Here is a 15,380-nt window from a genome sequence, read left to right as displayed (position 1 = left end):
GGCTGAATTGTTGACCGAATGCTCACATTTTCCGGCGAAGTCTCGTTTCAAGCGAAAATTGTTGATGTTTTGAACACATTAGCAGCGATGAGGCGCGAGTGGCGAAGGTCGTGAAGCGAAGTTAGTGAAGTGAAGGCAGCTAAATTCGCAAAGGTCGCGAATTTTCGAGTTGCGAGACTTTTTTTGGAGCAACATCGACTTTTTTAACCCTGTTCAAGTCTGATTTTACATAGATTCCGAAGGAGGAATTTCAATGACGAAAGCATCCGTAGTGGTAAACGCCGACGTATTGTTGGGCAAGATCGATCGCAATATTTACGGGCAGTTCGCGGAGCATCTGGGACGCTGTATTTACGAAGGCATGTGGGTCGGGGAAGATTCGGACACGCCCAACGTCGACGGCATCCGCAAAGACGTGCTGCAAGCGCTGAAAAACCTGAGCATTCCGGTACTTCGCTGGCCGGGAGGTTGTTTCGCGGACGAGTACCATTGGAAAGACGGTGTCGGTCCGCGCGAAGGACGCGCTCGCATGGTCAACACGCATTGGGGCGGAGTCGTGGAAAACAACCATTTCGGCACGCATGAGTTTTTCCGTTTGTGCGAATTGCTGGAGACCGAGCCTTATATCTGCGGCAACGTGGGCAGCGGCTCGGTGCAGGAGATGTCCGAATGGGTGGAGTATATGACATTCGACGGCGAATCTCCGATGGCAAAATGGCGTCAGGAGAATGGTCGCGAGAAGCCGTGGAAACTGAAATACTTCGGCGTCGGCAACGAAAACTGGGGCTGCGGCGGCAATATGCGCGCGGAGTATTATGCCGACGAATATCGCCGCTACCAGACGTATTCGCGCAACTACGGCGACAACAAGCTGTTCAAGATCGCGGGCGGACCGAACGTCGACGATTACCATTGGACGGAAGTGCTGATGCGCGAAGCCGGACGCCATATGGACGGACTCAGCTTGCACTACTACACGATGGAAGGCAGTTGGGAAGAAAAGAAACCGGCGCTGGGCTTCGACGAAGCCGGCTGGTTCGAAGTGATGAAAAAGTCGCTGCATATGGACGAGCTGATTACCCGCCATTCGACGATCATGGACAAATACGACCCGGAAAAAAGAGTGGCGCTGATCGTCGACGAGTGGGGCACATGGTTCCTGAGCGAGCCGGGCACGAACCCGGGCTTCCTGTATCAGCAAAACTCGCTGCGCGACGCGCTCGTGGCCGGGCTGCATCTGCATATTTTCCATAAACATCACGAACGGGTGAAAATGACGAATATCGCGCAGATGGTCAACGTGTTGCAAGCGATGATCCTGACGGAAGGCGACAAAATGCTGCTGACGCCGACGTATCATGTGTTCGAAATGTTCAAAGTGCATCAGGATGCCGATGTGCTGCAAATGTCCGTGGACAGCGCCGACTACTCGGTGAACGGGGAGACGCTGCCGCAAGTGAGCGTGTCCGCATCGAGAAAAAACGGCGACGTGCATATCAGCTTGTGCAATATCAGCACGACGGAGAGCGCGAGCGTGAAGCTGGATCTGCGCGGTATCGGAGCGGAAGGTCAGGTAAGCGGGCGCGTGCTGACTTCCGGCGACATGCAGGCACATAACACGTTCAAGCAGCCGGAAACGATCGCGCCGACGGACTTTGACGGATTCGCGCGCGGCGCAAACGGCACGCTCGACGTGACGCTGCCTCCGATGTCGGTCACGGTACTGACGATCAAAGGCTAATGGCTTGACTTAAAAGTAAGATTGCGTGCGTTAAAAACGTACCTAAAGCCTATACGTTTCAAGCGAATACAGCGGAAAAAACGGACGCCGGAAAAACCGTCGTCCGTTTCGCCTTATCCGTACTCGGGCATACAATCGTTAGGGAATTTTGTGCTTGTAAGACGGACATCTAGGGCGAACATCCAATAGAAGAGAAAGAGAGGAACAATGAATATGAAGCATCACGGATACGCGCAGACGCCGCCGCTCGGCTGGAACAGTTGGGATTGCTACGGCGCGAGCGTGACGGAAGAAGAAGTTCGAGGCAACGCGGATTATATGGCAGAGCATCTCAAAAAGAACGGTTGGGAATACGTCGTCGTCGATATTCAATGGTATGAGCCACAAGCGTATTCCTCCCGTTACCGCCCGTTCGTGCCGCTGGAGATGGACGAGTATTCGCGGCTGATCCCGGCGGCGAACCGCTTTCCTTCGGCGGCCGACGGGGGCGGGTTCCGCGAGCTGGCAGCCTACGTGCACGGGCTGGGCCTGAAATTCGGCATTCATATCATGCGAGGCATTCCGCGTCAGGCCGTTCACGCCGATACGAAGCTGCTTGGCACGGACGCCACGGCGCGGCAGATCGCGCACACGAATTCGATTTGTCCGTGGAACACGGACATGTACGGCGTCGATCCGGACAAAGAAGGGGCGCAGGAATATTATGATTCCTTGTTTGCTTTGTATGCGGATTGGGGCGTCGACTACGTGAAAGTCGACGATATCGCCGATTCCAGACTGTACGGCTACCATGCGGGCGAAGTCGAATTGATCCGCCGCGCGATCGAAAACAGCGGCCGAGACATGGTACTCAGCCTGTCGCCCGGCCCGGCGCATGTCGACAAAGCGGAGCATCTGGTCGCCAACGCCAATCTGTGGCGCATGACCGACGATTATTGGGACCATTGGTTCCTGCTGCGCGGCATGTTCGAGCGCTGCGAAGCGTGGGCGCCGCATGTGGGCGCGGGGCATTTCCCCGATTGCGACATGCTGCCGCTCGGGCGGATCGGCATCCGCAGCGTCGACGGCGGTGACGAAGACCGCATGACGCGCTTTACCCGCGATGAGCAGGTCACGATGATGACCTTGTGGAGCCTGTTCCGCTCGCCGCTCATGTTCGGCGGCGAACTGCGCAGCAACGACGAGTGGACCTTGTCGCTGCTCACCAACGACGAAGTGCTGGCCGTCTCGCAAGGCGGCTCCGACCCGCGCCCGCTGCCGCCGCGCGCAGGCGATCCGGACGGCATCCGGATCTGGACTTCGCGCCGCCCGGACGGCGGCTTGAACCTGGGCTTGTTCAATCTCGGCGACGAGCCTGCCGAGCTTTCCCTGCCCCTGGGCGAGATCGCTTCCGCGCCGGATGCGCGCGTCCGCGATCTGTGGGCGCGGCAGCATATAGCCGCGCCGGAAGGCGTGCTGCGGGCGGAACTCCCGCCGCATGGCAGCCTGCTGTACGCGGTCGGCGCGGCGCTGTAAAGCGCCGACCGCCCAGGCCGCTTCGGCGCCTGTCTATTTGCTTCGCGAGGCGTTTGCGCGGTTTTCTTTTCCTGCCTTCTGCACTTTCATCTGCTTTTTCAAAATAAATGCTCATATGCACTTATTCCGCTGGGTTCTACGCTTTTTTCGAAAATAAGCGCCGGAATGCAATTAAATTCATCGATTTGCTCGCTTTGGCTCGATCTGCGTTCAATTAATTGCATATGAGCACTTATTTCCGAATAAGCGCATGATTTTCGGAAAATAAGTGCATTCCGGCACTTATTTTTGATTTTCAGCTCCCCCGGGCTCCCGAAATTCCCACAACTTCCGCAATCCCCATGAATCCCGCTTTTCCCGCGTCTCCCGAAATCTCCAATCTTCCCGCGATTCGCTTAAGCCCCGCAAGTCCGCAGCCTGTTCCTTTTTCGTTCCTTATCCCGAACTTTTCAAATTTTAAATACTCGCTGATTGGAGACTCGCCCTTGCCGGGTAAATCTTTTTCACCGCGTTGTTTGCGTACGAAAGCCTTTGCGCGTTTTTTTGCGGCGCCTCAAGCTTACGCCCGACACGCCATCTTTTGCTTCACCGAAAGGGGCTATCTCTATGCAGCACGAATCATGGAAAGAAAAAGTCGTTTACCAGATCTTCCCCCGCAGCTTCCAGGATTCGAACGGGGACGGCAACGGCGATATTCAAGGCATCGTTTCCCGTCTGGACTACATCAAGTCGATCGGCGTCGATACGATCTGGCTCGGTCCCGTGTACGAGTCGCCGCGCGTCGATCAGGGGTACGACGTGGCGAATCAGCGCGAGATCGACCCGATGATGGGCACGATGGAAGATTGGGAGGAGCTGCTGCGCGAGACGCAAGCCCGCGGCATGGATCTCTGGATGGACCTCGTGCTGAACCATACGTCCGACGAGCACCGCTGGTTCAAGCGCGCGGTCAGCTCCAAAGATAACCCATACCGCGACTACTATATCTGGCGCAAAGGCGAAAAAGACGGTCAACCGCCGAACAACTGGACCTCTTACCTCGGCGGCAGCGCCTGGACGTACGACGAAGGCAGCGACGAATATTACTTGCACCTTTACAATAAAAAGCAGCCCGACCTCAACTGGGACAATCCGAAAGTGCGCGAAGAGATTCAAAAGATGGTGCGTTACTGGATCGACAAAGGCGTGAACGGATTCCGGCTCGACGCGATCAACGTAATTTCCAAAGACAGCAGTCTCCCGGACACGGACGAAAGCAAGATGGAAGGCAGCGGCTACAAACATTTCAAAAACGGCCCCAACGTCCACGAGTATCTGCGCGAGCTGAACGAAAAAGGCTTTTCCCATAAAGAAGGCATCATCACGGTCGGCGAAGCGTCGATGGTGTCGATGGACGACGTGGCGCGCTACACGCACCCGGATCGCCGCGAATTGAACATGATCTTCATGATGGAATCGCCGAGTATTGGAACCGATCCGAACGATTCGTTCAAAAGCCGCGACTGGAAACTGACCGAGTTGAAAGAAATCGTGACGCGTTGGGAAAAAGAACTGCTCAATGTCGGTTGGTTCGGGCTGTTCGCGAGCAACCACGACCATCCCCGCACGGTGTCGCATTTTGGCAACGACGGCAAATACCATGCGGAATCCGCGAAAATGCTGGCGACGCTCGTGCATACGCTGTGGGGCACGCCGTTCATTTACCAGGGCGAAGAGATCGGCATGACGGATTACCCGTTCGAGTCGGTGGAGCAGTTGGACGATCAGATGGCGCGCCATTATTACGATTTCCGAATCGCGAACGGCGAAGATCCGGCGGAGGTCGAGAAAAAGGTGCTGTCGGGAACGAGGGACCACGCGCGCACCCCGATGCAGTGGGACGACGGGGCCAATGCGGGCTTTTCGACGGGAACGCCGTGGATGCCGGTCAACGGCAACCATGCGACGATCAACGTGCAGGCTCAAGAAAACGATCCGCATTCCATCCTCAACTATTACCGCAGCCTGATCGCGATACGCCGCGAACATGCGGAGGTGATCGTGCATGGCGAGTACGTGCCGATCCTGGAGGAGCATGAGCAGGTGTTCGCCTACATTCGCCGCAATCATGCAAGCCAGGGATTGGTGCTGCTGAACTTTTCCGAAAAAGAAGCGGAGTTCGAACTGCCCGAAGACGTCGGCGTGTGCACGGAGTCGGCGTACCGGTTGCTGGGCAATTACGAGACGGACGCGGAAGCCGCGAGAACGGCAGCGACAGCGGAAACGGACAAGACGGACGCAGGCACGCTCAACGCTTCCCGCCGCGCTTCCGGCATCATCCCGCGCAAGCTCCGGCCGTACGAAGCGATCATTTTCGGCGGGTTGAAGCCGGCCGGGACGGAATAAACCCTGTTCGGTTCGGAAGTGCGAAAAAAGATTCGTTGTCAGGCTCATGCCAAGTCCGCTCAGTCGGAATCGGAGACGGAATCCGCTTTGTGCCGGCTTGGCCTATGCGGCCCGTAATATACGGCGATGCCAATCGCGAACAGCACAACCAGAACGGACGTGACGGCCGGATCGTAATAAGAGCCGTTGATCGGGAACAATTGCCAAGTCATATTGATCGTCATATGAAAAAGGATCGCGGATACCAAGCTGCGGCCGGAAATCAGATATAGTTTCGCCATCAGAACACGCAGCGCAATCGTACCGCAAGACCACCAGAAGATCCATTCGGCCGACCCCCCGACTTGCAGCAGCGGAATCAGATGATAAGCGACCGAAAACAACCCGAGAACAAGACTCGTGCCGAAAACGCCGAAACGGCGCATAAGAGGTTCGGTCGCATAGCCGGTCCAGCCGATCTCTTCGCACCAGGAGCCGACCGTGAACAGCAGCAGGTAAATCAGGAATTGCATCATCGTAAAATGCGGAAGCGGGACGTCGACACCGGACCACCTAAGCCAGCAAAAAGCCAGCAGACTGACGGCGGGCATGGTAAGCAGAATCGGCACATATCGAACTTTGGGTCGCACGCTTGCCCAATCGGTCCCGCTGCGCAGCAACCGGATCAGCGCGGCTTTGCCTTGTTGCCGATCAGTTAGGATCAAAGCAGCGGCGGCCGGACAGATTACCATAAGCGCGTCGATCGGCAAATCCGGCAGCATTTGCAGCGCCATCCATTCGCCAAGCAGCCAAAAAGGCAGGCTCAAGCCGACGACTAGCAGGAAAAAAAGGCCGGAGGTGCCGGAACGGTTGCGGCCGGACGGTTTTTTCGAGCGTTTTGTTAGGATCATGAATGTTCCTCCTGACCGGATCGGCCGATACTTATCGATTCCTCTCGATCTTACGGCAGAATGTTTTACGTTTAAACCGTGTCGTCCCGCATAAATTTTACTGAACCGTGAACATTAAGATGTTTCCGTTCTGAAATTAATGATATAATTAGCATCGGAATTCAGGAGTTAAATTCAAGGAGGCGTTAAACCATGGCAAAGGTATTGGTTTTCGGTCATAAAAATCCGGATACGGACACGATCGCATCGGCGATCGCGTACGCGGAATTGAAAAAGCAGCTCGGCGTGGATGCGGAAGCGGTCCGTCTGGGCGAAGTGAACGGCGAAACGGCATACGCGCTGAAGCATTTCGGCGTCGAAGCTCCCCGTCTCGTGGAGACGGTAGCCGACCAATCGGAAGGCGTTATTTTGGTCGACCATAACGAAAGCCAACAAAGCGCTGTCGATATCGCCGACGCGCATGTGCTTGAAGTTATCGACCACCACCGGATCGCGAACTTCGAGACGGCTCACCCGCTGTACTACCGCGCCGAGCCTGTAGGTTGCACCGCAACCATCCTGAACAAGCTCTACAAAGAGAACGGAATCGAAATTCGCAAAGAAATCGCGGGCCTGATGGCTTCGGCGATCGTATCCGACTCCCTGCTGTTCAAATCGCCGACCTGCACCGAGCAAGACGTGGCGGCAGCGAAAGAACTGGCGGCGATCGCGGGCGTCGACCTCGACGTCTACGGCCTCGACATGCTCAAAGCCGGCGCGGACCTGAGCGGCAAAACGGCGCAAGACCTGATTTCTATCGACGCCAAAGAATTCACGATGGGCGGCAGCAAAGTCGAAATCGCGCAAATCAACGCCGTGGACGTGAACGAAGTGCTGGAGCAACAAGCCGAACTCGAAGCCGCGTTGAAAGACAAGATCGTGGACAAAGGCCTGGACCTGTTCGTGCTGGCGATCACCGACATCCTCAACAACGACTCCGTCGCGCTCGCGCTCGGCAGCAAAACGGATGCGGTCGAACGCGCCTACGGCGTCACGCTGGAAAACAACACTGCCCTGCTTAAAGGCGTCGTTTCCCGCAAATCGCAGATCGTTCCGGTACTGACGAAAGCTTTCGAAGCTTAAGATCCGGATTCGGCTCGGTCTTCGTTTAAGCAGTTAAGCAGTGCTTGAACGTCATAAGCAACAACCGCGAAGCGCGGCGACCTGTTCGCCGTGCTTTTTGCATGCGCAAAAGCGAGTTGCCGCCGTTCACGAAAACGAACGATGCGCGGAGTCCCGTGTTTGCTTTCGTTGTTCGGGGACGCGGAAATCCGACGGAGCGGAAAAGCCGCCCGGAGCGCCCGCGTAGCGTTCTCGGACCGGCTGCTCGGCATTTTAACGGATCGAGACGACGCTTAGCGGGAGTGTGGAACCGTTTCGGATTTTTAACGGATCGAGGCGACGCTTAGAACGGAAATTGGCTTGATTTTTGCGAAAACAACGGCAAAAAACTCGCCTAACGGACATGCGATCCGTTAAAATCGCGATGGAGGTTGATTTGGGCTTGTAAAGGACATACAATCCGTTAGCCCAGCCCAGCCCAGCCCAGCCCAGCCCAGCCCAGATGTGGCACTTTGCCTTTCCCCAGCAAAAAACAGCGAGGCCACCCAGCCGAGCGCTTTTTACCCATCCCTACAAAGCCGTGTGCCTTTTCTTGGCCGTAGGCGGCGGGGGAAGTTCAGTGAAGGAATGAAATGTTCGCCTTTGTCCTCGGGAAATCCCCATTAAAACCTAATCCAAATTTCCCGAGGACAACACGCGACCGAAACGAACTTCTCCCGCCGCCGCCCCCAGGCCAAGAATCCCCCGCATAGGACTTTCCCCTCCCCGTTACATCCTCTATACTAAAAACAAGAAAACCCAAACAAAAACACGGCCAAAACGCAGAAATGCGGATTAGCCGATGAACGAACGAATCGAGGGATGCTTGTGCTGGGATTTGAGCGCAGAGAGAAAATTATCGAATTTTTACGCCGGGACCAAAAGGTTTTCGTCGCCGGGTTAAGCTCCTTGTTCGAAGTCACGGAAGAGACGATTCGCCGCGACCTGGAGAAGCTGGAGAAAGAGGGCATCGTCACCCGCACCTACGGCGGAGCGGTGCTGAACGTACACACCAACGAGGATCTGTCCTACCAGACCCGCCACACGACCAATCTGCCGGAGAAGAACGATATCGCCCGCAAGCTGGCACGTCTCGTCTCGGACGGCGATACGCTGATGGCTGATCCAAGCTCGACCGTATTCGAAGCGCTGCGCGAACTCGGCAATGCCAAAAAGAACCTCACCGTTATCACCAACTCCAGCATCATTTTTTCCGAATATGCGAAGCTGGGCCATACCGTCATCTCGACCGGAGGCACGCTGCGCCCGCACTCGAACTCGCTCGTCGGCGCCGTCGCCAACGAAACCGTGTCCAAATATGTCGTCGATACGGCGCTGTTCAGTTGCAAAGGATTGTCGATCGAATACGGCGCCACCGATTCGAACGAACCGGAAAGCGAGCTGAAGAAACGGATGCTGGCCCAGGCGCGCAAAACCGTTCTGCTGGCCGACCATACCAAATTCGACAAAGTCGCGTTCGTGAAGCTATTCGATCTCGGCTCCGTCGATTATCTGGTCACCGACCGTCAGCCTGCGGACGAATGGTTGGAGCGTCTGGAGCAGCTTGGCGTCGAAGTGATTTACTGAGAATTTGTCTATGAATAAAAGGGGAGCGTCTCACCGAACCGTTAACGAAACTTCGGCGCGCTTCCGGCAAAAAGGCCGCCCGGGTCGTCGCAAGACGCCGGGCGGCCTTTTGATGCAGCATAGGTTGGTTAAAGTGCGTCCAAAGACGGGATTGATCCCTACGAAACTCGCGCTCACGAAGTCAGCTTTCGGCTTGAAAATACTTCGACCGCGGGTACCGGCTTGCTGTAATAGAAGCCTTGAGCCGTAAAGCATTGCAGATCGCACAGCAGATCCACCTGTTCTTTGTGCTCGATCCCTTCGGCAATGATGTGAAGGCCCAATTGGCGGGACATGGTGAGAATCATTTCGACGATCGCCCGGCTGCTTTCGTTCGTCGTGATGCCTTTGATAAACGAGCGGTCGATTTTGAGACAGTCGATCGGGAGCAAGTGCAGATAGCTCAGTGAACTGTACCCCGTGCCGAAGTCGTCCAGGCTGACCGAAATCCCGGCTTGCTTGAACCGAGCCAGCACTTCGATCACCTGCGTTTCATTATGCATCATGGCGCTTTCCGTCACTTCGATTTCCAGCAAAGAATTGTCGAATTTCAAGTCTTCCAGCGTAGCCAGCACGCTCTCGACGATATCGGTCTGCATTAGATGGATTTGCGACAGGTTAACGGCTACCGGAACCGGAGGCTGTCCTTCCTGCGCCCATTGCTGCACCTGAAGGCAGGCGGTTCGCAATACCCAGCGCTCCAGCGGAACGATCAGGCCGGTTTCTTCCGCGATCGAGATGAATTTCAGCGGAGGGACCATGCCGAGTCTCGGATGGTTCCAGCGGACCAGCGCTTCCATGCCGACCAGTTTTTCCGTGCGCATGTCCACTTTGGGCTGATAAAACAAGACGAGTTCGCCGTGTTCGATCGCGGCTTGCAGATCGCGTTCGAGAATCAGGCGTTCATGGTTTTCGATAGCGCGATTGCGGTCAAAAAAGGCAAAGCGCGAACCGCCGCGGTTTTGGGCGTCGAAGCGGGCCAAGTCGGCGTGTTTGAACAGCGTTTCTTCGTCCGCGCCGTCTTCCGGAAAGCGCGCGATGCCCATGCTTGCCGTCAACGCTACCGTTTGTTGGCCGACACGGAACGGCAGCGAAAATTCATCGCCGACCTGCTGCGCCGCATAGACCGGATCGAATCCGGACGGAAGCAGCGCGATGAATTCGTCGGCCGTCGAACGCGCCAGCAGCGTGCCTTCCGGCAGTATGCTTTCCAACTTGGCGGCTGCGCGCCGGATCACTTTGTTGCCGAAGTCAAAACCGAACAAATCGTTGATTTTTTTAAACCGGTCGAAATCGATAAAAAACAGATGGAACGGAGCCGCGGAAATATCCGAGGTCAGGCTGGCGACGTGTTCGAGCATGTATTTGCGGTTGAACAGTCCCGTCAATTCGTCGTGGTAAGCCAAATGACGGATTTTTTCCTGGTTTTTTTTGCTTTCCGTCACGTCTTTGGCGATACTGTAGGCGCCGTCGAAACGCCCTTCGATCAAAATAGGCAAAGACGTCAGGATGAAGTGTATGGTTTCGCCGTTTTTTGTCCTAAGGTCGATTTCGATTTCTTCCGCTTCGCCGCCGATGACTTTGGCGTAATGCGCCTCGATTTTGTTTTGCTGGCCGATCGCAACGGCTTCGGGAATTTCCGTGAACGGCGGCACGATGCCGAGTTTGCCCATGATCTCGTAAGCCTGACCGTTCATGTCGTATACTTTGCCTTCCCGGTTCAACGCGATCACGGCATCCGGATTATGCGCGAACAGCGACATATAATGTTGTTCTTTTTCCTGGATCGTATCATGCTGTTTTTGCGCGTCCGATTCACGGTAACGGTCGGTCAGTACCATCAGGCAAGCTGCCACGCTGACCATCAGCAGATAAGGCAGCATCACGTCTGCAGCCTCGGTAGGAAGCGTGTTCGTAATGCTCGGCGCGGCCGACATTGTCAGCACGGGAGAGACGATGGCGATCGCCACCGAAGCCAAAAACATCCCTGCGGGCGGGAATCGCTCAAAAAGCGTACCCTGTCTGCGGACTACAAGCGTTAACAGTCTAACCAGGGGGAACATGACGCAAAACATGCCGATCGCCGCCGTGATCAGGGGTTCGATTCGCCAATCCGCGTGTCCGAGCATTAGATACGTATTGACGTAATACATGAGCATGATCAAGACACTCAGCATGGACGCCGTCAGCAGAAATTGAAAGGCGCCTTGAAGACCGCTGCTGGCCAGCTTGAATGCCAATACGCATATAATAAGTACCGCAAGCGGGAGGAACACGAAATTTGCCAAGCCCATATTTTGCGGTCCGTCCGGAAGTACGCAAATAATTCCGAAATACTGCGTTCCGGCAAAGACCAGCGCGGTCAAAAAAGTGTACGGGAGGCGGCGAATGCCCAAAATTTCGCGCAGCGATTCAAAACTGCCGGAAGCCAGCTTGACGACCATGAGGCAGCCGACCAGCGAACACAGAAAACCGGCGGTGGCATAGTAGGGATTGAACTGTATTGATTGCAGGTATTGGATCATCAGGTTTCAACTCTTTTCGTATTAAAACATCGCTTCCTCCCTTATATCGACGAAATTCGACGAAATGGATAGTCCAATTCTTCAAATCGTTTCAAGATCGAGTAAAAAGGTTTTGGATTTGAACAAATAAATGTATACTATTGGTAAATGACCGCACGCACAAGAACGGCAGAGGCATCCGAACGGCCGAAGCGGAATATGCGGCAGAGCGAGGGGAATAGGATGAGCAAGCAGCCGGAACAACCAACGACAATCTTCGAGAGAATCTACAAACAGTCTCCGGTCGGCATCGCCGTACTGGCAGTGGGCAGGGGACATCTGTTATATGCGAATGCCAAATTGGGTCTGATCCTTGGATGTCGAGAGGAAGAACTGATCGGCTTGGAGTTCATGGCATTGCTGCATACCGAAGCATCCCCGGAACCGGAACGGGCCGACGAGCGGATTCTCAAAGCGATCGCCGATCCGGAAGACCCGCTTGAGTTTGAACGCCAATGCCGGCGCAAAGACGGAAGCGCGGTGTGGGTGTCTTTTCATCTGGCCGAATTGGATGCGGCGGACGATCAGCCGGGACGCTGTATCATCGTGCATGCGCTCGATGTCACGACGGAATATAAAGATCGTCAGCAGTTGATGGAAAATAGCGACGCCTACGAGATGCTGATGGACAATACGCGCGAATTGGTTACGCAAAGCAGTATGGACGGCCGTCTGCTGTATGCTTCGCCGTCCGTCAAAACGCTGCTCGGCTATACGACGGAAGAGATGGTCGGTCATCACCGCTCGGAATTTTACCATCCCGAAGAAATGCACGCGATGACGAATCTGTCGATCGAGGATGCCCAAGGTCAGACTTTGATGCGGCGAATCCGGCACAAAGACGGGCGTTATCTCTGGTTTGAAACGTTGTTTCGTATCTTGCGCGGGCGGCTCGGGGAAGCCGACACGATCATGGGCATCGGGCGGGACGTGACCACGCGCAAAATGTATGAAGACATGCTTGACGAAGTGCAGCGAATCGCGCATATCGGCTCTTGGGAATGGAATCTGGCGGAAGAACGGATTCATTATTCGGAGGAGACGCTGCGCATTTTCGAAGGCGAGCTGGCACAGGACGAAAGTTACCCTAAGTCGCTGCTGCGTATTTTGCATCCGGCCGATCAGGCGCATTTGCTGGATTATACGGAGCGAATGCTGCGCGGCGAAGCCGAGCCTTTTATTACGTATCGGGTGATTTTATCGGATCGGACGATTAAAACGATACGCAGCCAGTACGAAGTATGGAAAGGGCCGGACGGGGAAACGCTGCGGATCATCGGGATGACGCAGGACGTGACTCAACAAGCCACCATTGAAAATCTGATCCGCGAGAGCGAACAACGATACAAATCACTGTTCGATTATAATCCTTCAGGCGTGTACGCGTACGATCTGGAAGGACGTTTCGTAACCGTGAACGCAGGCCAGGAACGGCTGACCGGCTATTCGGAAATGGAATTGATCGGTCTTCCGATAGCCGAATTAGCCGTGCCGGAGCACAGAGGGCGTGTCGAATCGGGTTTTGAGAGCGTCAAACGCGGCGAAGCGCAGACGTATGAAGTTTGTCTCGTGCGTAAAGACGGAAGTCCGATCGATGTCAGCGTGACCAATACGCCGATCATCGTGGACGAGCGGATCGTCGGCGTGTACGGCATTGCCAGCGACATCACCGAGCGCAAACGGCATTTGGCGCAGATCGAGAAGCTCAGTTACGAGCATACCTTGATCCTGAATTCCGTATCCGAAGGCATTTTCGGTACCGATCTGGACGGAAGGCTTGTTTTCATCAATCCGCCAGGCGCCAAAATGTTGGGTTTCCGTCCCAATGAAGCGATCAACGGACTGGATTTGTCCCAAATCCAGCAAACCAGCCAAGACGGCATTCAGTACGACCCGAACGATTCTCCGCTTATGAACGCTCTGCGAACCGGCAAAGCCCGACAGGACGCGGAGTCGGTCTTTTGGCGAAAAGACGGTTCGAGCTTCCTGGTGTCGTATCGCGTCACGCCGCTGTATGATCAGGGCGAGCGAAAAGGGGCCGTCGTCGTCTTTACCGATATGACCGGCGAGATGGAGATCATCCAGGCGAAAGAATCCGCCGAGCGCGCCGACCGGGCCAAATCCGAATTCCTGGCGATTATGAGCCATGAACTGCGCACGCCGATGAACGGCGTGATCGGAATGGCTACGCTGCTGGGCGAGACGGAACTTGACGAATCCCAACATGCCTATGTGGATATCATCGTTCAGAGCAGCGAAAGCCTGATGCATATTCTGAACGAAGTGCTGGACTTCAGCAAGATCGAAGCGGGCAAGATGGTGCTCAGCAACGAGCCGATGCAAATCCGGCACGTACTGGATCAGGCGATCGATCTTTTTTCCTCGCGTGCAGCGGAAAAAGGCCTGATGCTTACGGCAAGCGTAGCACCGTCCGTGCCCGAAGTGCTGGTCGGCGATCCGGACCGCGTACGGCAGGTGCTGGTCAATCTGGTCAGCAATGCGATTAAGTTTACGGACGAGGGCGGCGTAGTGGTCACGATCGAACCCGGATTTTTCCATCCGCATAATGTGTTGACGTTGGAAGTGGCGGTGCGTGATACGGGGATCGGAATTCCGCCGGACAAGCAGGGTTTGCTGTTCCAATCATTTTCCCAGATCGATCCTTCGATCAACCGGAAATACGGCGGAACGGGGCTTGGTCTTGCGATCTGCAAAAGGCTGATCGATCTTATGGGCGGATACATCGGCGTGCAAAGTCGGGAAGGAGAAGGATCGAACTTCCACTTTACGCTACCGCTGCATATTCCGAGCGAAGAACCGTTGGAAGATTCGGCCGGGTTGGAAGCGCTAGGCGAACGGTTGGCACAAGTTTCCGCGCATGAGCGCTTTGAAGAGTCGAACGTCATCCCAAGCGTCGAAGGCGAACTGCGTGCGCTTATCGCAGAAGACCATCCGGTGAATCTTCGGCTGTTGCAGGAGATGCTGACGAAGTTCGGCTGCGTGTGCGATCTGGCTCGCAACGGGCGGGAAGCGGTCGAAGCCGTGGCGGCGCGTCGATACGATCTGATCTTCATGGATGTGCAGATGCCCGAGATGGATGGTTTGGAGGCTACAGCCCGTATCCGGAAGCTGTCCAAGGAAGAGGAGCCGGTTATTATAGCGGTTACCGCTTTTACGGATAAAGAGAATCAGGAACGCTGCCGTGAGGCAGGAATGCAGGATTTCATCGGCAAACCGTTATTTGCGGAAGAAGTTGAATCGTTGGTCGAAAAGTGGAAACGCCGGATAGCCCGCACCAGGGTATAGTGTCTGGTCACCGCTAAAAGCAAGATTACGAAAAGGTTGGGTCGTTCCGGTTCCCTGAATTTTTCAGGAGCGGACGACCCTTTTTTATTTTTTTTGAGGCGTCGCTATCTTCCTTGATTTGGGTAATAAAACTTAATTCAAAAAGTCAGGAATAAAAGAAGTCTGCGGATCGAATACAGACAAATCGACGCCGGATTCGTTAAAATAAAAGCA

General features: G+C 55.1%; 8 protein-coding genes. 6 read left to right on the top strand and 2 right to left on the bottom strand.

The annotated features are described in order from the left end of the window. Nucleotides 1-253: 253 nt before the first annotated feature. From WKI47_RS03265 to WKI47_RS03255, 3 genes are all read left to right on the top strand, one after another. Nucleotides 254-1,741, top strand: coding sequence for an alpha-N-arabinofuranosidase (locus WKI47_RS03265; RefSeq protein WP_340225763.1), 1,488 nt, complete (start codon nucleotides 254-256; stop codon nucleotides 1,739-1,741). A 213-nt stretch (nucleotides 1,742-1,954) separates the two neighbouring features. Continuing rightward, the gene (locus WKI47_RS03260) at nucleotides 1,955-3,256 is read left to right on the top strand and encodes a glycoside hydrolase family 27 protein (RefSeq protein WP_340225762.1); all 1,302 of its coding nucleotides are present in this window, start codon (nucleotides 1,955-1,957) and stop codon (nucleotides 3,254-3,256) included. Nucleotides 3,257-3,862: 606 nt separating this feature from the next. Further along, nucleotides 3,863-5,641, top strand: a complete 1,779-nt coding sequence (locus tag WKI47_RS03255; RefSeq protein WP_340225761.1) for an alpha,alpha-phosphotrehalase — start codon at nucleotides 3,863-3,865, stop codon at nucleotides 5,639-5,641. Between the two features lie 59 nt (nucleotides 5,642-5,700). Here WKI47_RS03255 and WKI47_RS03250 read toward each other — a convergent pair whose 3' ends face one another. Continuing rightward, nucleotides 5,701-6,531, bottom strand: a complete 831-nt coding sequence (locus WKI47_RS03250) for a CPBP family intramembrane glutamic endopeptidase (RefSeq protein ID WP_340225760.1) — start codon at nucleotides 6,529-6,531, stop codon at nucleotides 5,701-5,703. 192 nt (nucleotides 6,532-6,723) lie between these two features. Here WKI47_RS03250 and WKI47_RS03245 point away from each other — a divergent pair, with 192 nt between their 5' ends. Together WKI47_RS03245 and WKI47_RS03240 are read left to right on the top strand one after the other, a co-directional pair. Further along, nucleotides 6,724-7,653: a manganese-dependent inorganic pyrophosphatase gene (locus WKI47_RS03245; protein ID WP_340225759.1), complete on the top strand. Its 930-nt coding sequence runs from the start codon at nucleotides 6,724-6,726 to the stop codon at nucleotides 7,651-7,653. 846 nt (nucleotides 7,654-8,499) lie between these two features. Continuing rightward, a complete protein-coding gene (locus tag WKI47_RS03240) occupies nucleotides 8,500-9,258 on the top strand; it encodes a DeoR/GlpR family DNA-binding transcription regulator (RefSeq protein ID WP_340225758.1) in 759 nt (252 codons plus the stop codon). Between the two features lie 173 nt (nucleotides 9,259-9,431). On the opposite strand, the gene WKI47_RS03235 is transcribed toward WKI47_RS03240, so the two are convergent. Beyond that, a complete protein-coding gene (locus WKI47_RS03235) occupies nucleotides 9,432-11,822 on the bottom strand; it encodes a putative bifunctional diguanylate cyclase/phosphodiesterase (RefSeq protein ID WP_340225757.1) in 2,391 nt (796 codons plus the stop codon). Between the two features lie 222 nt (nucleotides 11,823-12,044). Here WKI47_RS03235 and WKI47_RS03230 point away from each other — a divergent pair, with 222 nt between their 5' ends. Beyond that, entirely contained in the window at nucleotides 12,045-15,167 is a 3,123-nt protein-coding gene (locus WKI47_RS03230) for a PAS domain S-box protein (RefSeq protein ID WP_340225756.1), read from the top strand. The last annotated feature ends 213 nt before the right edge of the window (nucleotides 15,168-15,380 follow it).

The organism is Saccharibacillus sacchari, from assembly GCF_037722395.1.
GTDB classification, from domain to species: domain Bacteria; phylum Bacillota; class Bacilli; order Paenibacillales; family Paenibacillaceae; genus Saccharibacillus; species Saccharibacillus sacchari_A.
This window is presented reverse-complemented; position numbering and strand designations above follow the sequence as displayed.